Annotated in this window: 18 protein-coding genes and 1 other RNA gene; 3 read left to right on the forward strand and 16 right to left on the reverse strand. The window is 54.4% G+C overall.

The genetic code is table 11. The annotated features are described in order from the left end of the window. Positions 1-24: 24 nt before the first annotated feature. From MKY64_RS26775 to rpoE, 11 genes are all read right to left on the reverse strand, one after another. Entirely contained in the window at positions 25-336 is a 312-nt protein-coding gene (locus MKY64_RS26775; RefSeq protein ID WP_036698884.1) for a YbaB/EbfC family nucleoid-associated protein, read from the reverse strand. 49 nt (positions 337-385) lie between these two features. Further along, on the reverse strand, positions 386-2,155 hold the full coding sequence (gene dnaX, locus MKY64_RS26780) for a DNA polymerase III subunit gamma/tau (protein WP_209879484.1): 1,770 nt from the start codon (positions 2,153-2,155) through the stop codon (positions 386-388). A 214-nt stretch (positions 2,156-2,369) separates the two neighbouring features. Beyond that, positions 2,370-2,638, reverse strand: an RNA gene (gene ffs, locus MKY64_RS26785) — signal recognition particle sRNA large type. A 47-nt stretch (positions 2,639-2,685) separates the two neighbouring features. Then, positions 2,686-2,883 carry a 50S ribosomal protein L31 gene (rpmE, locus tag MKY64_RS26790; RefSeq protein ID WP_036724459.1) on the reverse strand — a complete coding sequence of 66 codons (198 nt, stop codon included), beginning with the start codon at positions 2,881-2,883 and terminating at the stop codon, positions 2,686-2,688. Positions 2,884-3,008: 125 nt separating this feature from the next. Further along, positions 3,009-4,286, reverse strand: a complete 1,278-nt coding sequence (locus tag MKY64_RS26795; RefSeq protein ID WP_340956871.1) for a radical SAM protein — start codon at positions 4,284-4,286, stop codon at positions 3,009-3,011. A 25-nt stretch (positions 4,287-4,311) separates the two neighbouring features. After that, the gene (gene rho, locus MKY64_RS26800; protein ID WP_076162080.1) at positions 4,312-5,670 is read right to left on the reverse strand and encodes a transcription termination factor Rho; all 1,359 of its coding nucleotides are present in this window, start codon (positions 5,668-5,670) and stop codon (positions 4,312-4,314) included. A 146-nt stretch (positions 5,671-5,816) separates the two neighbouring features. Further along, complete coding sequence (locus MKY64_RS26805; RefSeq protein WP_036724455.1) at positions 5,817-7,070, reverse strand: UDP-N-acetylglucosamine 1-carboxyvinyltransferase; 1,254 nt, start codon at positions 7,068-7,070, stop codon at positions 5,817-5,819. A gap of 194 nt (positions 7,071-7,264) precedes the next feature. Then, the gene (gene fba, locus MKY64_RS26810; RefSeq protein WP_036724454.1) at positions 7,265-8,119 is read right to left on the reverse strand and encodes a class II fructose-1,6-bisphosphate aldolase; all 855 of its coding nucleotides are present in this window, start codon (positions 8,117-8,119) and stop codon (positions 7,265-7,267) included. Between the two features lie 205 nt (positions 8,120-8,324). After that, positions 8,325-8,711 carry a response regulator gene (locus MKY64_RS26815; RefSeq protein ID WP_036698896.1) on the reverse strand — a complete coding sequence of 129 codons (387 nt, stop codon included), beginning with the start codon at positions 8,709-8,711 and terminating at the stop codon, positions 8,325-8,327. A gap of 293 nt (positions 8,712-9,004) precedes the next feature. Beyond that, positions 9,005-10,612 carry a CTP synthase gene (locus tag MKY64_RS26820; protein WP_036724451.1) on the reverse strand — a complete coding sequence of 536 codons (1,608 nt, stop codon included), beginning with the start codon at positions 10,610-10,612 and terminating at the stop codon, positions 9,005-9,007. Positions 10,613-10,954: 342 nt separating this feature from the next. After that, the gene (gene rpoE, locus MKY64_RS26825; RefSeq protein WP_036724449.1) at positions 10,955-11,518 is read right to left on the reverse strand and encodes a DNA-directed RNA polymerase subunit delta; all 564 of its coding nucleotides are present in this window, start codon (positions 11,516-11,518) and stop codon (positions 10,955-10,957) included. 445 nt (positions 11,519-11,963) lie between these two features. Between rpoE and MKY64_RS26830 the strand changes: the two genes are divergently transcribed. Continuing rightward, complete coding sequence (locus tag MKY64_RS26830) at positions 11,964-13,208, forward strand: S8 family peptidase (RefSeq protein ID WP_339252749.1); 1,245 nt, start codon at positions 11,964-11,966, stop codon at positions 13,206-13,208. 69 nt (positions 13,209-13,277) lie between these two features. Here MKY64_RS26830 and argS read toward each other — a convergent pair whose 3' ends face one another. From argS to MKY64_RS26855, 5 genes are all read right to left on the reverse strand, one after another. Continuing rightward, entirely contained in the window at positions 13,278-14,963 is a 1,686-nt protein-coding gene (gene argS / locus MKY64_RS26835; protein ID WP_036724447.1) for an arginine--tRNA ligase, read from the reverse strand. Then, positions 14,960-15,403 (reverse strand): DUF1934 domain-containing protein, encoded by a 444-nt coding sequence (locus MKY64_RS26840; RefSeq protein ID WP_340956873.1) that lies wholly within the window; start codon positions 15,401-15,403, stop codon positions 14,960-14,962. The genes argS and MKY64_RS26840 overlap by 4 nt, the downstream gene beginning before the upstream one ends. Before the next feature lie 115 nt (positions 15,404-15,518). Then, the gene (locus MKY64_RS26845; RefSeq protein WP_339252745.1) at positions 15,519-16,187 is read right to left on the reverse strand and encodes a GNAT family N-acetyltransferase; all 669 of its coding nucleotides are present in this window, start codon (positions 16,185-16,187) and stop codon (positions 15,519-15,521) included. Between the two features lie 38 nt (positions 16,188-16,225). Then, positions 16,226-16,894: a GNAT family N-acetyltransferase gene (locus MKY64_RS26850; RefSeq protein WP_340956876.1), complete on the reverse strand. Its 669-nt coding sequence runs from the start codon at positions 16,892-16,894 to the stop codon at positions 16,226-16,228. A gap of 15 nt (positions 16,895-16,909) precedes the next feature. Further along, positions 16,910-17,767, reverse strand: coding sequence for a carbon-nitrogen hydrolase family protein (locus MKY64_RS26855; protein WP_340956877.1), 858 nt, complete (start codon positions 17,765-17,767; stop codon positions 16,910-16,912). A 261-nt stretch (positions 17,768-18,028) separates the two neighbouring features. On the opposite strand from MKY64_RS26855, the gene MKY64_RS26860 reads away from it, so the two are divergent. Continuing rightward, positions 18,029-20,101 carry a transglycosylase domain-containing protein gene (locus tag MKY64_RS26860; protein ID WP_340956879.1) on the forward strand — a complete coding sequence of 691 codons (2,073 nt, stop codon included), beginning with the start codon at positions 18,029-18,031 and terminating at the stop codon, positions 20,099-20,101. A 98-nt stretch (positions 20,102-20,199) separates the two neighbouring features. Beyond that, positions 20,200-20,877, forward strand: a complete 678-nt coding sequence (locus MKY64_RS26865; protein WP_340956881.1) for a DNA-3-methyladenine glycosylase — start codon at positions 20,200-20,202, stop codon at positions 20,875-20,877. The last annotated feature ends 122 nt before the right edge of the window (positions 20,878-20,999 follow it).

Here is a 20,999-nt window from a genome sequence, read left to right on the forward strand (position 1 = left end):
CCTTTGGCAGGGAGTGGAGTAAGCCTAGAACAAGCCAGGAATCTTCATTCCGCCTGTGAATTTACCCATATCGTTGTTCGCCAACTCTTCTGCCTGGGTAAGAGCATCATTAACAGCAGTGATCACCAGATCCTGCAGCATTTCGATATCCTCCGGATCTACAACCTCCGGTTTGATCTGAATGGACAGCAATTTCTTGTGTCCGTTCACCTGAACGGTAACCACGCCGCCGCCGGATGAACCTTCAATCGTCTTACTGCCCAGCTCTTCCTGGGCTTTGAGCATCTGCTCCTGCATTTTTTTAACCTGCTTCATCATTTGGTTCATATTATTCATAGATCATCTCTCCTTTGGGATGCGCATCTTCGCGCTGATAGCTGAATCCTTATTCTTTTATGACAACAAGGTCTTCTCCAAAGAGCTGGATCGCCTCATCAATCCATGGTTCGGACTTGCCTTCGCCGCTCTCGTGCTCATGCTCCAGACGCAGCTCCTCTGTTCCGGCCGAAGCCGCAGATTTCGTCGCAGCTTCATTCCAGTCACGCATCATCATAGTTACCAGCCGGAATGGCTTACCCAGCTTGGCATTCATTACGTTCTCGATGACCTGCCGGTTCGCAGGCTTCTCGGTAGTATCCCGGTGAATGGTATTCTTAAAAGCAACCAGCACGGCATCTTCCATCACCGCCACCGGCTCACCGTCCACAAACCACGCATGTACCGTGACCTTCTCTTCCTTCACACCCTGAAGAACAAGACTCCACTGCTTATAGACCGCGCTAAAATCAGGACTGTCCTTACCCGCAATAAACTTATCCAGCTGCGGGGGAAGCTTAGAGGCCGAGGATACGCGCGGAGCGCTTGGCGGGGCAGTACGCTGCGCTGCCTGCTCACGCCCGCCGCCGGCAACTCCGCCGGCTTGAATAGCCTGCTCCAGCTTCTTCTCCAGCGCGGCAATCTGCGCTCTGAGCTGATCCAGCTCAACGGACTGTACCTGCGGAGAACCATTTGCAGCTGCAGGTGCGGCTGCATTCACTGCCGGATCGCCTACAGAGGGAGCAGCAGCATCCTGCGGACCGCTGCACAGCTTCATCAGCGCTACCTCGAATATGGTCTGCGGATGTGTAGCATACTTCATCTCTCCCAGATAACGGCTCAGCGTCTCCACAATCAGGAATAAGCGGTCGCGGGTAAAGGCCTTAGCCATATCGCGGAAATCTGCCGGATTCAGCACGCGGTCCGTTAGCTGATCCGCTCCAGGCACCATCTTGATCATCAGTAAATCGCGGAAATAATACAGAAGATTCTCCAGGCACTTATCTGCGCTCTTACCCTCATGCATCATCTGCTCCACAAGCTCCAGCAGCTGCCCCATGTCACTCTCAAGAATAGCATTCGCCAGACGCGCGAACTGCTCGGAGGGGATGCCCCCGGTCATTCCCAGCACCTGCTGATAGGTCACATTCCCATCTGTAAAGGATGAGATCTGATCCAGGATGCTGAGCGCATCCCGCATTCCCCCGTCAGACAGGCGGGCGATATACTGGAGCGCATCTGCATCTGCTGTAATGCCTTCCTTCTGGCAAATCTCGGTCAGGCGGCCCGTCTGTTCCTCCAGTGAGACCCGGCGGAAGTCAAACCGCTGGCAACGCGAGATAATCGTAGCCGGCAGCTTGTGCGGTTCGGTAGTCGCCAGTATAAACATCACATGCTGCGGAGGCTCTTCAAGCGTCTTCAGCAGAGCATTGAATGCCTCTGTTGTCAGCATATGCACTTCATCAATAATATACACTTTACGGCGTACTTCGGTAGGTGCATATTTCACCTTATCCCGCAGATCGCGAATCTCTTCAACGCCCCGGTTGGATGCCGCATCGATCTCCTGAACGTCCATGATGTTGCCTGCCGTAATCCGCAGGCAGGACGGACACTCATTGCAGGGCTCAGGACCCGGGCCCCGCTCGCAATTGACTGCCTTGGCCAATACCTTGGCCGCACTCGTCTTACCGGTCCCCCGCGGTCCGCTGAACAGATAGGCATGCGAAACCCGCTGTTCACGGATCGCATTCTGCAGCGTCTGGATAATATGCTGCTGCCCTACCATATCTTGAAACGACTGCGGCCGCCAGGCACGGTACAGCGCGATATGTTCCACTATGCATTACCCTCTCTCAGGCTGCCGCTTTCCGGCATTTGTCGCTAATTTATTATACTATATTCCCAAGTCTTTGACCAAGCAGAAGCGGCTCACCGTCCGAAAGGTAAGGATATTTGTCAGAGCGGGAATAATATCTTATTACCTAGGATACCTAGAAAAACAAAAAGCATCTTTGCTTGTAGCAAAGACGCTATCATCATCCTTATTTAAACCGTGCACCTGTTATTGATGGCTGCGATCCAAGCGGTAACCCTACAAAACTGCTCGGGCTAGGCCACCCTCCGGCACAAGAGCAAACTCGCTTATGGCTGCTTCCTTCCGGACCTGACCAGGTTCACAAGCACTCATTGCGGAGGACCCAACCGTCAACACAGCCCATAGGAACCAAGGCCTCACATCGACAGCACCTCTAACAGGAATTCAACCTCGCTACAGCGGATTGCGAGTTACAGGGCACCGCTACCTCCCCGTCTAGCACGGCGAAGATAAGTATAGCTTACGGACAGGCAAAAATCAACTATGCAATATTAGACACCGTATTTCTTCTTGAATCTGTCCACACGGCCGCCGGCATCCAGGAACTTCTGCTTACCGGTGAAGAACGGGTGACAGCTTGAGCAAATTTCGACGCGAAGCTCCTGTACTGTCGAGCCGGCTTCAAACGTGTTGCCGCAAGCGCAGGTTACCTTCGTTACATTGTACTTGGGTTGAATGGTTGTTTGCATATGAAATCTCACCTCTCACGCCCTAAGCCTCATGCGGGCCTAGAGTTATATGATTACGCAAGCTACATTCTAGCATGCAAGGCCCAGGCCCTGCAATAGGCCAGCCGTTCTTAAAAACCTAAGGCCTAAAGCTGCACTCTGCGCTGCTTGGCACGGGCCAGCTCAGCAGGGGGGACATGGGTAAAGGAACCAATCACAACCTCCGGGAGCTCCTCACGGAAGATCTCCAGCATGGTCTTCATTCCAAGGATCTCACCCCGTGCAGGGGGAATAAGCTCCAGATAGCTCTCCGGGTCAATATTGAGATTACGCATCTGAATGAGCTTAAGATCTGTACGTCTGACGAACTCCACCATCGCTTCAATCTCTTCCTCACGGTCTGTAACCCCCGGGAAAATCAAATAGTTAATGGAGGTGTATACGCCTTGTGAGGCAGCGTACTTCAGCGACTTCTCCACGTTAGCCAGCGTATACCCGCGAGGCTTGTAATAGGCGTTATAATGGTCATCCAGCGCACTGATGGTACTAACCCGCATCAGATCAAGACCGGCATCGACAATGCCGCGGATATGATCGCTTAAGCCGGCATTGGTGTTAATATTGATATAGCCCATATCCGTAATGGACCGGACTTCACGGATAGATTCAATAATCAGCTTCGCCTGCGTAGAAGGCTCACCTTCACAGCCCTGTCCAAAGCTGACAATGGATTCCGGCGTCTTCAGGTGCTCCAGCATCACTTGCGATACTTCGTTCACTGCCGGACGGAAGCTCATCCGTGTCTGCGGGGACACAAACCCGCTGTCATCGGGCTGTTCAGAGATACAACCGAAGCAGCCGGCGTTGCAGGAGTATGAGACCGGAACAGCGCCTTCCCAGCGGCCGAGGAAGGTATTGGACGAGGTTAAGCATTCATATTCCAGCGCGCAGTTGGACAAGTGATTATACAGACGGTTCTCCGGGTATTTGGCAGTCAGTTCGCCCACACCAGTCCTCACATCGTCCCGGTCGCAGTTAAGCGGGTTCCACTGCTCCGGATCATCCGTAAGATCAGCCGCCACATAGAATCCGCCGTCCTTCCATACTACAGCGGAATATCCGAAGAGCGGAAGCTTGTAGGTCTTGTCTGTCTTGACGTAACCGGGAAGGCACAGACGGGTGTATCCCTGCGGCAGCAAGGCTCCAACAGCCTGCGAACCTGCCGGCAGGGGCAGCATCTCGCCGGTCTCCGGATTCATCCCAATCGCCCGGGTGCTCGGGAGCCCGACCAGCGTGGCCCCCTCAGGCAGCGGAACCAGCTCTTCCTCCAGTATCTCAACGATCATATCGCCACTGCGGGCCAGGGCATACAGCTCGGGATGATCATATACGTTTCCTTGTTCGTCGGCATATACCAAATACATGTTATTCTCCTCTTGTTATCTATTCTCAGGTAGTCGGCACAGAAGGCGCCTTGGGACGCGTGGTGCGGCGGGCGGACGAGCCGCTGTTCGAGGTACCGCCTTTGCTGGCCGTACCGCTTGCTGACGAGGAATCCTTGCCTCCAGCCACATCGAAGGAGGCCAGGAACTCCGCATTCGTCTTGCTGTCACGCAGCTTCTTCAGGAATCCTTCTACGAAGTCATAGGATTCATTCATATTTTTACGGATCGACCAGATGGTATCCAGCTCTTCCTTGCTAAGCAATACTTCTTCACGGCGCGTACCCGAACGGCGGATATCAATTGCCGGGAAGATCCGGCGTTCAGCCAGCTTACGGTCCAGATGGAGCTCCATGTTCCCTGTACCCTTGAATTCCTCATAAATAATATCATCCATCCGTGAGCCGGTATCAATCAGTGCGGTGGCAAGAATAGTTAAGCTGCCGCCCTCCTCCACGTTACGTGCGGAACCGAAGAAACGCTTAGGCCGATGGAACGCGGCAGGATCAATCCCTCCGCTAAGTGTCCGGCCGGATGGCGGAACTACGAGATTGTAGGCACGGGCAAGACGGGTAATGCTATCCAGCAGAATAACGACATCCTTCTTGTGCTCTACCAGACGCAGCGCGCGCTGAAGCACAAGCTCTGCCACTTTAATATGATTCTCCGGCAGCTCATCAAATGTCGAAGCCACTACCTCACCTTTTACCGAACGCTGCATATCCGTTACTTCCTCGGGACGTTCATCGATCAGCAGAACAAACAGTGCAATCTCGGGATTGTTCGTAGAGATACTGTTGGCAATTTCTTTGAGGAGGAGCGTCTTCCCTGCTTTGGGAGGTGCTACAATCAAACCGCGCTGCCCCAGACCTACAGGAGCAAGCAAATCCATGATACGGGTCGATAAATGAGTTGGGGATGTTTCGAGCGGCAGCTTATCTTGCGGATAAAGCGGCGTAAGCGCCGGAAAATGTAACCGTTCAGCTGCAGTTGCCGGGTTCTCGCCGTTGACGGCATTCACCTGCAAGAGTCCGAAATAGCGTTCGTTCTCCTTCGGCGTCCGGCATTTCCCGGAGACCAGGTCACCGCTTCTAAGGTCGAACTTGCGGATCTGCGATGCAGAGATATAGATATCCTCCGCACTCGGCAAGTAGTTAATCGGCCGAAGGAAGCCATAGCCTTCCGGCAGAATCTCAAGCACGCCTTCCATAAACATTAGACCGCTCTGCTCTGCCTGTGCTCTAAGAATAGCGAAGATTAACTCCCGCTTCTTAAGCGTTCCGTAATAAGGAATCTGGTATTTCTTGGCGAGCTTATACAGATCGGTAAGCTTCATTTCTTCCAGATCGGAAATTTGAAGATCCATGTGCTATAACCACCTATTCAATTTGTGTATGATGAGTTCTAAACTATGAGTCTATGAAAATGCTTATTAGGATAGGATTACCCGAATTGGAAGGAGATATGCATTTAAGCAGCCAATTTCTGCCCTTGCCAATCCGGGTATTCTCATTATTCGTTCTCGCGCCAGACATCGGCTCCCAGACTGCGAAGATTACTTACGAGGTTGTCATAACCGCGGTCAATATACTCTACACCTGTCACTTCGGTGATACCTTCTTCAACAGTAAGACCGGCAATCACCAGCGCTGCGCCTGCACGGAGGTCGGCAGCCTTCACCTTGGCTGCATTGAGCCGGCCCCCTTCAATGATAGCGGAACGTCCCTCTACACGAATCTTAGCGCCCATGCGGACCAATTCAGGAACATGCTTGAACCGGTTACTGTAGACGAAATCGCTCAGGACGCTAACGCCTTCAGCCTGAGTCAGCATGCTCGTCATTGGAGATTGCAGATCGGTCGCGAAACCGGGATAGATCAGCGCCTTGACATCCGCGTGCTGGTACTTGGCCTTGCCGATCACCCGGATACTCTCATCCAGTTCTTCTATGTCAACTCCCATTTCCAGCAGCTTGGCAGTGAGCGCCTCCAGATGCTTGGGAATCACGTTATCAATTAAGACATTGCCCCGCGTAGCCGCTGCGGCAATCATGTAAGTTCCAGCCTGAATACGGTCAGGAATAATCGAATGTCGGCAACCGTGCATTTCGTCTACGCCTTCAATCCGGATTGTTTCGGTACCGGCGCCCTTAATAACAGCGCCCATGGAGTTGAGCAGGGTAGCTACATCTATAATCTCAGGCTCTTTAGCCGCATTTTCAATAATTGTAGAGCCTTTGGCACGGGAGGCCGCGAGCATAATGTTAATAGTGGCGCCGACACTGGATACATCCAGATAGATCTTGGCACCGCGCAGTTCTTTGGCATACAGGTGAATCGAGCCATGGTCATTGGTAACAGTCGCACCAAGCGCCTCAAAGCCTTTGATATGCTGGTCAATCGGACGGGGCTCAAAATTACAGCCGCCGGGTAATCCAATGGTCGCTTCCTTAAACCGGCCCAAAAGTGCGCCCATCATATAATAAGAGGCCCGGAGCTTCTTCACCGGTCCGTTAGGCATGGGAATGGATACGATACGGGAGGGATTAATTCTCATTTGGCTGCCTGTCCATGACACGCTCGCGCCAAGCTCCTCCAGAATCTCGGAGTAAACGGCAACATCACTAAGCGCAGGCAAATTATCCAGCACAACTTCAGACTCCGCCAAAATGGCTGCAGGAATAAGCGCAATGGCGCTATTCTTTGCTCCGCTGATGGTAACAACGCCCTCTAGCGGACGTCCGCCGCCAATCATTAATTTTTCCATAAATTTATCTGGTTCCCCCTACGTGTATTGCAGCTTGTTGTGGCAATACCAGTTGTGGCTTAAGGTGACATAAGGACTGCTTGTGATTGGTGATTAGAAGAAGAAACGGCTGCGCCGCCCTTACCTGAAGGACGGCACCCGTTTCTGAGGAAAACGAAATAGCTTGTGCGGAAAAACGTTATGCGGCAGGGTAATTAGGCTTTGTTGCTGGATCCGAATTCGCGGATTTTGCCGATAACAGTCTGCTTGATAGCATCGCGGCCCGGTGCGATGAATGTACGCGGATCGTAAGCATCCGGCTTAGCAGCAAGAACTTCGCGGACAACCTTAGCGAACGCGATTTGGTTCTCAGTGTTAACGTTGATCTTGGAAGTACCCAGGGAGATGGATTTCTGAATGTCATGTACCGGGATTCCAGTACCGCCGTGAAGTACAAGCGGAAGGTTAACTGCATCGCGGATTTCTTCCATTTCCTTGAATCCAAGGTTTGGTTCGCCCAGGTAAGGACCGTGTACGGAACCCAGTGCAGGAGCCAGAGTGTCGATGCCTGTTTCTTTAACAATGCGTACGCATTCGTTAAGGTCAGCGTATTGGATGCCGCCGATAACGTCATCTTCCTGTCCGCCTACAGTACCAACTTCTGCTTCTACAGAAACACCTTTAGCGTGAGCATAATCAACAACCTTCTTGGTCATCTCAATGTTATGATCAATCGGGTGGTGGGAGCCGTCGATCATTACGGAAGTAAATCCGGCATCGATAGCTTCTTTACATTTGTCAAAGCTTGAACCGTGGTCCAAGTGGATGGCTACAGGAACGGTGATTTTCATGTCATGAATAAGACCTTCAACCATCTTAACTACTGTGTAAAAGCCGCCCATGTGACGAGCTGCGCCTTCGGATACGCCAAGGATTACCGGTGACTTCTCTTCTTCTGCTGCACCAAGAATCGCTTGCGTCCACTCCAGGTTATTGATGTTGAACTGGCCAACTGCATATTTTCCTTCAAGTGCTTTGGTCAACATGTCTGTCATAGATACTAATGGCATGGTTTCAATCCTCCTAAAATATTGGGTTGCTTATATAAGCCGACATCACATACAGGCCTATTATAGCACATCCTGTGTTAAATACTAAATAGGATACACAAAAAAATGTCCCGGTGGGACGATATTCAGCCAACCCTTTGCCGGCGGACCATTTGCTCATTTTAGCGTATCCATAACAGGATGTCCCCAAACTATAATTTCTAAGCTAGCTGCATTGATCTACTGATTTGTTGTGCAGGTGCATATTGACGGCAACACGCATCTCATCGATATCAAACGGCTTGGTAAAATGCATCAGGGCTCCCAGTTTGGTCGCTTCCTTAATCATGTCCAGCTCTCCGTAGGCCGTCATCATAATGACCTTGATCGCCGGATTAAGCTCCTTCAGATGCTTGAGAATCTCGAGTCCGTCCATCCCCGGAATTTTCATATCCAGCAAAACCATATCCGGCGATTCGTTCCTGACAATGTCCAGCGCCAATTTCCCGTTAGCTGCCTGAAAGGTGGCATAACCTTCACTATTGAATACTTCCATGAGAAGAATCCGGATTCCATTCTGATCGTCGACGATTAACACTTTTTTCTTTTCCATACGTTACCCTCCCAGAGTTTAAGGCAGATTGTCCATACCGCGCCCTCTCAACAGCTAACGGCCCCGCTTCAACTTAGTCTATACGAAACCTATTATTCGTGCTTTGCAGCCAAAATCCTGCTAATTGGCTAAAATGCGTAAATCTATGCCATATAAAGGAGGAATTCCGGCGAAAAAGCGGGAATACAGTCCCCTTGCATTCCGGGAGCTATTGTGCAAAGGGTGTTTTGTCAAAAAGAAAGCCCCCGTACCGGGAGCTCCTCACAGGCCTGTCTGGCCTATTCATTCTATAGTTACATTTGCTCGGAATGTGTAAGCGAGGCTTTGACAAATTCACGGAACAGCGGCTGCGGACGATTCGGACGGGAAGTGAATTCCGGATGGAACTGCACGGACAGGAACCACGGATGACCCGGCAGCTCCACAATCTCCACCAGACGTCCGTCAGGCGAGGTTCCCGAAATAACCAGACCTGCCTTCTCCATCTCATCACGGTACGCATTATTGAATTCATACCGGTGACGGTGACGTTCGTAGACCAGCTCATCGTCATAGCAGGACATAGCCAGGGAATCCGGCAAAAGCTTGCAAGGATACAGGCCGAGGCGCATCGTGCCGCCCATATCTTCGATATCCTTCTGCTCTGGCAAAAGGTCAATCAGCGGATGCGGAGTCGCAGGATCGATCTCGGAGCTGTTCGCTCCTGCCAGTCCCAGCATGGAACGGCCGTACTCGATGACAGACACCTGCATTCCCAGGCAAATGCCGAAGAACGGAATGGACTGCTCCCGCGCATAGCGGATGGCCGAAATCTTACCTTCGATTCCCCGGTCACCGAAGCCGCCTGGAACCAGAATACCTCCGATGCCGCCCAGCAGCTCGTCCACATTCTCATCCGTCACCAGCTCTGCATCAACCCACCGGAGCTTCACTTCGGCATTGGAGGCAAACCCGGCATGGGACAAGGATTCAACCACGCTCAGGTAAGCATCGTGCAGCGCCACATACTTGCCGACGATGGCAATCTCAACGGTACGCTCCAGCTTCTGAATCCGCTCCAGCATGCTCTCCCATTCGCGCATATCCGGTGCAGGAGTGGTCAGCTTCAAATGATTGACGACGATCTCATCCAGACCTTCGTCGCGCAGATTCAGCGGCACTTCATAGAGCGTCGAGGCATCGCGGCATTCCACAACGGCGTTCGCATCAATATCACAGAACAGAGCCAGCTTGGCTTTCATATCGTCGGTGAGCGGATATTCCGTACGGCATACGATCACATTGGGCTGAATCCCGATGCTGCGCAGCTCCTTGACACTGTGCTGGGTCGGCTTTGTTTTCACTTCTCCGGCTGCTTTGATATAAGGAATCAGGGTTACGTGAATGTACATGACATTCTCCCGGCCGATGTCGCTCTTGATCTGACGGATGGCTTCCATGAACGGTAGACTCTCGATGTCGCCCACGGTGCCGCCGATTTCGGTAATCACTACATCGGAGCCGGTCTCACGGCCTGCACGGAAGACGCGTTCCTTGATTTCGTTCGTAATATGCGGGATAACCTGTACGGTTCCCCCTAAGTATTCCCCGCGGCGTTCTTTGCTGATGACCGAGGAATAGATTTTGCCTGTGGTTACGTTGCTGTTCTTGGACAGGTTAATGTCAATAAACCGCTCGTAATGCCCAAGGTCGAGGTCGGTCTCCGCGCCGTCATCGGTCACGAATACTTCCCCGTGCTGATAAGGACTCATTGTTCCCGGGTCCACGTTAATGTAAGGATCGAATTTCTGGATCGTTACCTTGAGCCCTCTGTTCTTGAGCAGTCTGCCCAGCGAAGCAGCGGTAATGCCTTTGCCAAGGGAAGACACAACGCCACCCGTTACGAAAATATACTTTGTCACTGTAAAACCCTCCTAAATAAAGTCCAGAAATTCAGGGGACGCTTGCCCCTTATCGTATCCCTTTTTTCCATCATCCAACCGGGGAACCCGAAAGTTGCTTCCACCCGCCAAAATTCAAGGCCGGCAGCCTGGAAATCGCGGAAAACCGCAGCTTCTTGGCATACAAATTAAGCGAAGCCTATTCCTTCTTATCTTGTAAAAAAACAAAAAAGTGACACCCGTAGACCCGGGGCACTTTTTATTTTAGAAAACAATATTAACTTTCATTATAAGCCCATGCAATAGTTTACTCTGAGCGTCCCGCCCCTGTCAAGGGAGGAATTGCGCGCTGCAAAGACTGTTCTAAAATTTATCTTCCTCGTCCTCATCGTCGGCATCGTCTTCTTCGCCGTCTTCGGAATCTTCATCATCCGATTCGTCTTCGTCAATGTCGTCTTCATCGATGACCACATCTTCGTCAACTTCCTCTTCGCTGTCGTCGTCAGAATAGAGGTCGTCGCGATCTTCGTCAATCGCATCGAAATCCTCTTCCTCGGCAGCATAATTCTCTTCTTCATCAGTGAAGTCGTCATCTTCCAGATCGTCGTCTTCGTCGTTGATAATCCGCACACGCTTGGTGTTGCCGACAGGGTCATCGGAGCGTTCGAGCGGGTACCAGCGCTTCAACCCCCACAGGTTGGTTCCGACACAGGCAAAACGTCCGTCAATATTAATCTCGGTATATAGCTGGGCGATCGTATCTTGGCTCTCTTGATCGGTCAACCCGCGCAGCTTGGCAACCTCCACCATCAGATCACGGTAGTAGTAAGGCGTATTGGCTGCCTTAAGCACCAGGAAGGCCAGGTCTACCATCGGCATTTCTTTTACTTTCTCAGGGTCCAGCTTTAAATTGAGTGGCGTACTCACTAAAGGACACTTCCTCTCACGCATTGTTCACATTCAATCATGCTTCATTCATGATATCCATTAACAAAACTAAGTAAAACCTATTTGCGGGTAAATTGCAAGTCTATTGCAGCAAGATCAGGGAAACAGATTCTGCGGTCCTGCCGCTGGAAGAAGGCTTGTCCGCCTGGACAGGGCAATAAATGGGATGAGCATGGACGGGCTTTTCATTCCAAAAAGGCGGAGGGGTTACCCCTCCGCGCATGACTGTATCCACGCCAAGGATCGGCTCCTTACGGGATGTTGCAGGGCGCCTCGCGGTTCCCTCTGTTTATTTTATGTAAACTCCAGCCTTTTGACACGATGGGCAGCCTATTTCGTTAAAAAAGGGCAAGTTCCCATTCGGACGCCATCCCCCTTTCATACAATATGGCAGCACGGCACCGAGGAGGGGACGGCGTAACCTATGGATTATTACGGATTTTGGCAGATGCTGCTTGAAGAAATGAAGGCTGCCTCCAAAAGTGCACCACGGCACATTGTGACCTTCAACGACCCCCGCATGTATGCCGGCGCCTTGTCGCAGTGGAAATCTCTGAAGAGTAAAAAGCCTGGCCTGCGGCAGGTTCAGGTCTCTACGCTGATCCGGGCTTTTTTCGTGCCCGCCGCCGGAGCAGAGCGGCTGATGGACCGTTATGCAGATTCCCTCAGTATAGAAGAAGACCACCGGATTAAGGTTCACTCGCCCCTGGCGGACAAAAGCGGTTCCGCCCTGATGCCCTGGGGGATCAGGGCCATCCGTGCTCCGCAGGCCTGGTCCAGATCGACCGGCGTCCATGTGAAGATCGGCGTCATCGATACGGGCGTCGATTTCCGCCACCCCGATCTCCGGCATTCTCTGGCCTCCGGGGTCAACCTGCTGAACCGCGGCATGATGCCGCTGGATGACAACGGCCACGGCACGCATATTGCCGGCACCCTGGCGGCGGCCGGGGGCGCGCGCAACATGATGGGCGTAGCCCCCCGGGCGCTGCTCTATCCGGTCAAGGCCTTCGACCACAACGGCTCCGCTTATGTGTCGGATATTGTCCTTGGCATCGATTGGTGCGTACAGAACAAAATCGATATCATTAACATGAGCTTCGGGATGAGGAACCGGAGCAAGGCTCTGCATGATGTGGTGATCAAGGCCTACCGGGCCGGGATTGCCATCATCGCTTCCGCCGGCAACGACGGCAAGCGCGGCGGGGATTACCCCGCGCGCTATCCGGAGACGATTGCCGTAGGCGCCCTTGACAGAAGGCAGCGCGTCGCAGCCTTCAGCAACCGCGGACCGTACATCGATGTGTACGGTCCGGGCGAGGGCATCCCCTCCTGCTGGCTGCGGGAGGGGTACAAGGAAATGAGCGGCACCTCCATGGCGACCTCGCATGTCACCGGTGCCGCGGCCCTGCTGCTCGCGCTGCGGCCGGGGCTGTCGCCCCGCGAGCTGAAGCTGCTCTTGCGCCGCACCGCCTCGCCGGTGCGGCTGCGTAAGGGCCAGCGCCGCGCATCGCTGGGCGGCGGCGCGGCCGATGCGCTGCGGCTGCTGCGCGTAGGCATCCGGGCCCGGCGCGGCAGCGGCAGCGCCGCTAGCGCCGCAGGCAGCGGAGCCGGTGGCAGCGGCGGAAGCAGCAGCGGAGCGAAGGCCGCTGCGGCGGCAAAGGCGTAAGGTACAGTGGCATAATGAGATCAAAAAGCGCCGCCCCCAGAAAATAGGGGCGGCGCTTTCCAAGTATAGTTACATCCGGTCCGGTGCGGTAACACCAACCAGCCGCAGGACATTGGCAATGGCCGTCCGTGCAGCGCCCAGCAGGGCAAGGCGGGCTACCGTCTGAGCAGCATCCTCAGTGATTACGCGCTCTGCCTTGTAGTAGCTGTGGAACAGCGAAGCCAGGTCGTATACATAACGGACCAGGCGGTGCGGCGCATAGCCTTCGGCGGCAATGGTAATCTCTGCAGGCAGTTCACCGATTTTGCGGAGCAGATCATATTCATGTACGGCAGTCAGCTTGCTGTAATCAATCTGGGCTGCATCCGGCACTACAATCCCCTGCTCCTCCGCTTGGCGGAATATGCTGCAAATCCGCGCATGTGCGTATTGTACATAGAATACAGGGTTCTCATTGGATGTCGAAATCGCCAGATCCATGTCAAAGTCCAGATGCGAATCCATGCTGCGCATGGTGAAGAAGTAACGGATTGCGTCGATTCCGACTTCCTCCATCAGGTCTTCCATCGTGACGGCTTTGCCGGTACGCTTGGACATCTTGACCTTCTCGCCGTCCTGGAACAGGCTGACCATCTGGGCGATCAGCACTACGAGCTTCTCGGGATCATTGCCGAGCGCCGCCATGGCCGCCTTCATCCGTGGGATGTAGCCGTGGTGGTCGGCTCCCCAGATGTTGATCATCGTGTCGTAGCCGCGGCCGTATTTGTCGCTGTGATAGGCGATATCCGGTGTGAGGTACGTATACGTGCCATCGTTCTTGATCAGCACGCGGTCTTTATCATCGCCGTATTTGGTGGTCGCAAGCCAGGTGGCGCCTTCCTTCTCATAGACTTCTCCGCGCTCGCGGAGCTCATCCAGTGAACGTAGCACTTCTCCGTTCTCATAGAGGGAGGTTTCACTGAACCAGATATCGAAGTTAACCCGGAACCGGCTGAGGTCGCGTTTGATTTTGTCCAGCTCCTTGGCAAGCCCGTAGGTACGGAAGAATGCCGCCCGGTCGCCTGGTGTCATAGCCAGCAGGGAATCGCCCTTCTCCGCCACCAGCTCCTTGGCGAAGCCCTTGATGTCCTCTCCATGATAACCGTCCTCCGGCATCTCGGCCGGCTGGCCCAGCTCCTGCAGGTACCGGGTCTCGATGGATTTGCACAGATTGGCGACCTGGTTGCCGGCATCATTAATGTAGTATTCCCGGGTCACGTTGTAGCCGGCATAATCCAGCACGTTGCACAGGGCATCGCCGACCGCAGCCCCGCGGGCATGTCCCAGATGAAGGCTGCCGGTAGGGTTCGCGCTGACGAACTCCATTTCTACACGCTTGCCCTGGCCTATGTTCACACGGCCATAACCGTCACCCTGCTCGGCCACAAGTGCGATCACGGGGTAGAGATAGCTTTTGGACAAAGTGAAGTTAATGAAGCCCGGTCCGGCAATCTCCGCCTTCTCAATAGAAGCGCGGCCCGTATCCAGGTGCTCTATAATCGCCTCGGCGATCTGCCGGGGGTTACGCTTAGCAATCTTGGTCAGCTGCATCGCAGCATTCGTAGCCATATCTCCATGGGCCTTGTCCTTCGGTACTTCCAGCACAATGGCCGGCAGCTCTTCGCGGGACACCAGACCTGCGGCTACGACCGCATCGGCGATGGCCTCCTTCACCCGTTCATGGGCAAGCTGGAGCGGATTTAAAGATTGTGTCATGATTGTGGTTCCTCCTGTATATTCAAACTTATGGCGAACTGTCCTGATATTTCCCCGTATACGTAGAGATCATATTCCCATGAAACGGCAAGCGATCTTCCTTCGCGCTTGATGTCCAGTGTCTTCGTGTCTGTGGTGAGATTGAACTGTGTATAAGGCGAGCGGTAGAATCCGGGCAGCGGTTGCCCCAGCTCAAAAGACTGCTCCGACTGGACAGCGCCATGGCGGATCAGCTTGATTCTGCCCTCTGAAATCTTCAGTGTGTTGCGTACCACAGCTGCTGCGCCTTCGGGCGCGGTCTGCTGCTCTTCATAAATGATGTACAGCGCCTGCCCCTTGGCAATAGCCTCTCCTGCAGCATGTACCACACTACGCTCTGTGCCCTGCACACTCTCCAGCGTTACCGAAACGCCGTATTTGCCTTGCGGTCCTTCAGTCATCACATGTTCCCCGCTTATTCGTACTTGTAATCATAGAGGTCATATTCGCTTTCCCATTGTACACTATATCCAGATCAGGAGGGCAATTCAATCGCTTTTTCATCTGCCCTGGCCGTCACAGCGGCAATAACGCCACACTCTCCCTGCCGCGAAGCTGGCTGATCATCGATGTCCAGGCTTCCGGCTTGCCCTCCAGCACGGCGTAATAACGGGTCAGGAAATCGGCCACCAGCGGCGCCGCGAGGCTCTCCAGCTCCTCATCTCCGGGCATGAAGCAGAGGTCCAGACCGGACACGGCCTCGCCATCTCCCTGCCAGGAAGGGTGGACATAGGGAATATCTATTCTTTTATAGCCCAAATGCGACAGAACTTCACGGCGGACGTACGGGTCCATCGGCTTAATTCCGCCAAAATCATATCCCACACGGTACGGATCATAGATCTCAGCGAACATCCCCAGCAGCTCCGTGTGATTCTCAGCCGCCAGCTTCTCCAGGTCCTTCAAGCGTTGACGCGCCAGAAAACGGCCAATGCCCAGCCCTTCCCGGCCAATGATGGTGAAATCGGTCATCGCTACATTCCAGTCGGCATAGTAACGGTATTCCGTAGTGCCTACAACCTTCCCTTCATGCACCGCAGCGAACACGCGTATTCCCGGATCGGCAAGCGGCTCCTTCCACAAGCTGTACTCCAGCACTTCCTCGGGCGGAAATACATCCGACAGCAGCTGATGCACCTCTCTGAACAACGGGTCGGCAATATCTGTAATTCTTCTATAATCCATAGTCAAGGGATCTCCTCCAAGTGATAGGCTGTATTCATTTATTGAAAAGGATTCCGCCATTCCATAAGCGCTGCGTAATTCCCTGATTCCTCGTCCTCCAGATAACCCGCAACCACACTGACCGGAGACCGGCCGCACCGCAGCAGAAAAGTAATCACCGGATCAGACCAGCTTCCGGCGACAACCCCGGCCAAATACTCTTCCGCTGTCATCTGACCGGCCACCCGGTGATAGCCCGGCATCCGGCCCGCTCCCAGCAGCCGCTCCAGCTTCTGCTCCACAACCACATGGTATAGCGACTGGACCAGCTCCTTGCCCAGACCCAGCTTGCGGTACCCGGGACGGACACACAAATCCGCGATATACAGCGTGTTCCCGCCCGGCTGATGCGTAGTGAGATAACCGTCTGCCGTAACCTCTGACCACGTATGATGATGCGCCGGCGCCTCCGGGTCGAAATTCATCAGGAATCCGGTAACCGATCCGGCCAGCTCCCCGGCCACCTCTACACATAAGGCCCCTTCCGGAAAAAACGTCACGTGATTAAGCAGTTGCTCCCGGTTCCACCACAGCTCCGCAGGATAAGGCGGCGGGAACGCCTCGGACTGGATCGTGATCAGCTCGTTGAAGTCAGCTTCCGTATAGGAACGGATCACCGCAGGCACCGGCGTCTTGCCGTCCAGAGCGTAGAACTTCTTATAATACATCCGTTAGTCTCCCCCTTACGTCCAGTCGGTGTACAGATCGGTGCGGCGGTCACGCCACGTGGTTACAGACCCGTGTTCCCGGACGCGGTACAGCAGCTCCAGATCCAGATCGGCGGTGATGATCATATCATTGTTGATCTCTCCTTCGGCCAGCAGACCCTGCGGAGGGAACGGAATGTCATTAGGTGTGATAATCGCCGCCTGGCCGAAGTTGGCCCGCATCAGATCAACGGTAGGCAAGGAGCCTACAGTCCCGGTCAGCACCACGTAGACTTGATTCTCGATAGCCCGCGCGTGGCTTGTATACCGTACCCGGTGGAAGCCGTGGCGGTCATCCGTGCAGGACGGGCAGAAGATCACATCTGCGCCCTTGGCCCGGGCCATGCGCACAATCTCAGGGAATTCAATGTCATAGCAGGTCAGCATGGCAATGGTCCCATGATCTGTCTGGAATACCTGAAGCTCCTCACCCGCCCCCATATTCCAGCCCTCTACCTCAGCAGGGGTAATATGCAGCTTGGCCTGCTCGGCAATTCTTCCGTCCGGGTAAAAAAGATGGGCTACATTATACAGCTTGCCGCCGCGCCGCAGCACATGGGTCCCCCCAATAATGTGAACCGCATACTTCCTCGCGTACCCGGAGAACATCTCCAGGTAACGGTCCGTGAACTGCGGCAGATCCTCAATCCCCAGCGCCTCCCCGTCCTCGCCTCCGATCGACATCAGCTGTGTCGTAAGAAATTCAGGGAAGAGGATAAATTCGGCGCCGTACTCTCCGGCCGTCTTGATATAGTGCTCGCACTCGGCAGCAAACTCCCCGAAGGAGGAGATGGTGTGCAGATGATATTGTACAGCAGATACGCGAAAAGCCATGGCGGCAGTCCTCCCGGGCATGATAGTTACATGCATTTTCATAAGTATCTAAAATTTTACCATAACCGTTCACAAGTAGAAACGGCTTTGCCGTCCTTTTAAAAGACACTCCCAAGTTCCCCGCCTGGTTCGGCAAGTTCCGCTTTCTCTGCCAATGGTGAATATCTCCTCTCATCCTTTCCCATAATGAGGAATACAAGCCGCGGCAGCCCTCACGGGGCCAGCCTGTGTCACTGCTTGAATTCGAAGGAGCCTGATACCATGACGCGCGATTCTGCCACACCCAAAGTCCGCAAACGCCGCTTCCGCCTGCTCTTTCGGCTGCTGGCCGTCTCCGCCCTGCTGTTCCTGCTGGCAGCCGGCGCTCTGCTTGGATACCTATATCAGAAGCCGCTCCCCCCGCTTGGGGATGATGTCCGCTCCAGACTGCTTGACGCCAGGGGCAATGTGATGACCACCTTCACTACAGACGGCCGCAGCCGCGAGCCTGTTGAGCTTAACCGGATCTCCCCGCTGCTCATCAAGGCCACGCTGGCTGTGGAGGACCGGAAATTCTATAATCATATCGGCTTTGATCTGAAAGGCATGGGGAGAGCGGTACTCGCCAATCTGGAGGCGGGCAGACGCACGCAAGGGGCCAGCACCTTAACCCAGCAGCTCGCCCGCAATCTGTACCTGACCCATGAGAAGACCTGGACCCGCAAGGCCAAGGAAGCGCTATATACTCTGCAGCTGGAAATGAAATATTCTAAGGACGAAATCCTGAATATGTATTTAAATGAAATCTATTACGGACACGGCGCTTACGGAATCGAGGCTGCGGCCCGGATGTATTTCGGCAAAGCTGCCGCAGATCTGGATCTGGCGGAGAGCGCCCTGCTGGCCGGAGTGCCCAAGGGACCCACCTATTATTCTCCTTATAATCATCTGGACAGCGCCTTGAAGCGTCAAGGCATTATCCTGGCCGCCATGGTTGATACGGGGGATATTACGGAGTTGCAGGCACAGGAGGCTGCCAAGGAGCAGCTGAAGCTGAGCCCGCAGGGTCAAAAGGATACCACGGTGGCTGCACCCTATTTCCGCGATTATGTGCGCAGTCAGGTGATCGACAGCCTGCATATCAGCAGTGACGAGCTGGACCGGGGCGGGCTGAATGTCTATACAACGCTTGACCCGGATATGCAGCAGGCTGCGGAAGCGGCGGTGGATCAAGGGATGGACCACAGCAGCGAGCTGGAGACGGCCCTGGTCTCCGTTGATCCCCGCACCGGCTATGTGAAGGCTATGGTCGGGGGCACAAATTACCGGACCAGCTCCTTCAACCATGCGCTGGCGAAGACGCGCCAGCCCGGCTCTTCCTTTAAGCCGATTATGTATTTGGCGGCGCTGTCGACCAAAGAAATGACCGGCTTGTCCGTCTTCAACAGCCAGCCGACGCTGTTCCATTATGATAACAACCGCAAGACGTACCAGCCCCGGAATTTCGGGGATAAATATCTGGGAGAGATTAATATGCGGCAAGCCATTGCTGCGTCCGACAATATCTATGCAGTGAATACTATTATGAAGATCGGGGCAGATAAGGTCGCCGCCATGGCGGCCGCCATGGGGATTAACAGCCCGCTGCAGAGCGTTCCTTCTCTGGCGCTTGGAACCTCGCCTGTCAGCCCGCTGGAGATGGCCGCAGCCTTCGCAGTGATTGCGAATGGCGGAGTGAAGCAGCCGGTCACTGCGGTCCTGAAGATCACGGATGCGGGCGGACATCTTCTATATGAAGCTCCGCAGCCAGAGGGTCAGCCCGTGGTTGAGCCGGCAGCGGCTTACGTGTTAACCCGGCTGATGGAGGGGGTCTTCGAGAGCGGAGGCACCGGGAACCGGGTGGCCTCGATGATCAAGCGTCCGGTTGCCGGCAAGACCGGCACTACAGATACCGACGGATGGATGGTAGGCTTCACGCCTGAGCTCTCAACCGCCGTCTGGGTCGGATACGATAAGGGCCGCGATATTGCAACCACCGACGGCAGGCGGGCCGCACCGATCTTCGCCGGATTCACGGAAAAAGCACTGGAGAATGTGCCGCCGAAGATTTTTCCCATTCCCGATGGCGTGGTCAGCGTATATGTCGATCCGCTGTCCGGCATGCTGGCTACAGCAGACTGTCCGGAGAAAAAGCTGGAGACCTTCATCAGCGGCACAGAGCCTACCGCATATTGTGACCAGCATAGCTCCGGTGAACCCGGAGCTTCCGGAAGCTCCGACCCTTCCGGCCCTGCCGATCCGGTCAAGGAAGAGCATTCCCTATGGAATAATATCAAGCGTTGGTGGATGAACTAACCGGGGATTGCCGCTCCCCGCTGTCTGCGATACGATGGGGAGACTGGCAGAGGCGTACGCCCGCCTAACTCCGCCGCAGGAAGGTGTGTCATCCATTCATGAAGCCGAATCACTCCGCCGGCCTTGAGCCGGACGCGCCACAGCTGCTCCAGCCTGAGCTCTACAAGCTCCCGGCAGTTGATGCAGCACCGCGCCTTCTTGGCCAGCATCTCGTCCGCCGCACAGAAGACGGGGACATCCGCTGCCGTATTGTGGAGACAGAGAGCTATGGAGGCGCTGAGGATAAAGGCAGCCATGCGTATGGCAGCCGCCGGACCGCCCGTACAGAGGTCATGTTCAGCGCCGGAGGCGCAGTGTATGTATACCTGATCTACGGCATGTACCATTGCCTGAATGTCGTAACTGCCGCTCAGGACGAGCCGCATGCCGTTCTGATCCGGGCAGTAGAGCCGCTTACGGAGAGGGATGCCGAGCTTATGGCGGCATATAGAGGAGTTGCCGTGAGGAAGCCCTCGGACCTCTCGGGCGGGCCGGGCAAGCTGTGCCGGGCGCTGCGGATTGACAAGAGTCTTAACAATACCAGGTTCGATCTGCCGGAAGGCCCGCTGAGCATCGAGCAGGGGGATGACCCGGAGTCCCTGGATATTGTCGAGGCCCCGCGCATCAATATTCCTTATGCGGAAGAGTATGCCGGGCGCCCCTGGCGCTTCTATCTGAAGGGCAATCCTTATGTCTCGGTCAGCGATCCGCAGGCACAGCCCCACAGGCTGGTCTAAAGGCCTATACCGCTGTTTCGGCTGTGGTATATTGGGTATTAATAAGAGAACCCTAATCAGCCTCTCCCTTGGAGCTTTCCAGGCGGAGAGGTTTTTCTTCTATATTTTGATCTCCGCACCCT

It is taken from the genome of Paenibacillus sp. FSL R7-0210 (genome assembly GCF_038009085.1).
Classification (GTDB): domain Bacteria; phylum Bacillota; class Bacilli; order Paenibacillales; family Paenibacillaceae; genus Paenibacillus_AQ; species Paenibacillus_AQ silagei.

Coding starts and splice junctions, on each gene's coding strand:
- MKY64_RS26775 (WP_036698884.1), bottom strand. CDS start 336: ATGAATAATATGAACCAAATGATGAAGCAGGTTAAAAAAATGCAGGAG.
- rpmE (WP_036724459.1), bottom strand. CDS start 2,883: ATGCAAACAACCATTCAACCCAAGTACAATGTAACGAAGGTAACCTGC.
- MKY64_RS26795 (WP_340956871.1), bottom strand. CDS start 4,286: ATGTATTTGGTATATGCCGACGAACAAGGAAACGTATATGATCATCCC.
- rho (WP_076162080.1), bottom strand. CDS start 5,670: ATGGATCTTCAAATTTCCGATCTGGAAGAAATGAAGCTTACCGATCTG.
- MKY64_RS26805 (WP_036724455.1), bottom strand. CDS start 7,070: ATGGAAAAATTAATGATTGGCGGCGGACGTCCGCTAGAGGGCGTTGTT.
- fba (WP_036724454.1), bottom strand. CDS start 8,119: ATGCCATTAGTATCTATGACAGACATGTTGACCAAAGCACTTGAAGGA.
- MKY64_RS26815 (WP_036698896.1), bottom strand. CDS start 8,711: ATGGAAAAGAAAAAAGTGTTAATCGTCGACGATCAGAATGGAATCCGG.
- MKY64_RS26830 (WP_339252749.1), top strand. CDS start 11,964: ATGGATTATTACGGATTTTGGCAGATGCTGCTTGAAGAAATGAAGGCT.
- argS (WP_036724447.1), bottom strand. CDS start 14,963: ATGACACAATCTTTAAATCCGCTCCAGCTTGCCCATGAACGGGTGAAG.
- MKY64_RS26840 (WP_340956873.1), bottom strand. CDS start 15,403: ATGACTGAAGGACCGCAAGGCAAATACGGCGTTTCGGTAACGCTGGAG.
- MKY64_RS26845 (WP_339252745.1), bottom strand. CDS start 16,187: ATGGATTATAGAAGAATTACAGATATTGCCGACCCGTTGTTCAGAGAG.
- MKY64_RS26850 (WP_340956876.1), bottom strand. CDS start 16,894: ATGTATTATAAGAAGTTCTACGCTCTGGACGGCAAGACGCCGGTGCCT.
- MKY64_RS26855 (WP_340956877.1), bottom strand. CDS start 17,767: ATGGCTTTTCGCGTATCTGCTGTACAATATCATCTGCACACCATCTCC.
- MKY64_RS26860 (WP_340956879.1), top strand. CDS start 18,029: ATGACGCGCGATTCTGCCACACCCAAAGTCCGCAAACGCCGCTTCCGC.
- MKY64_RS26865 (WP_340956881.1), top strand. CDS start 20,200: ATGAAGCCGAATCACTCCGCCGGCCTTGAGCCGGACGCGCCACAGCTG.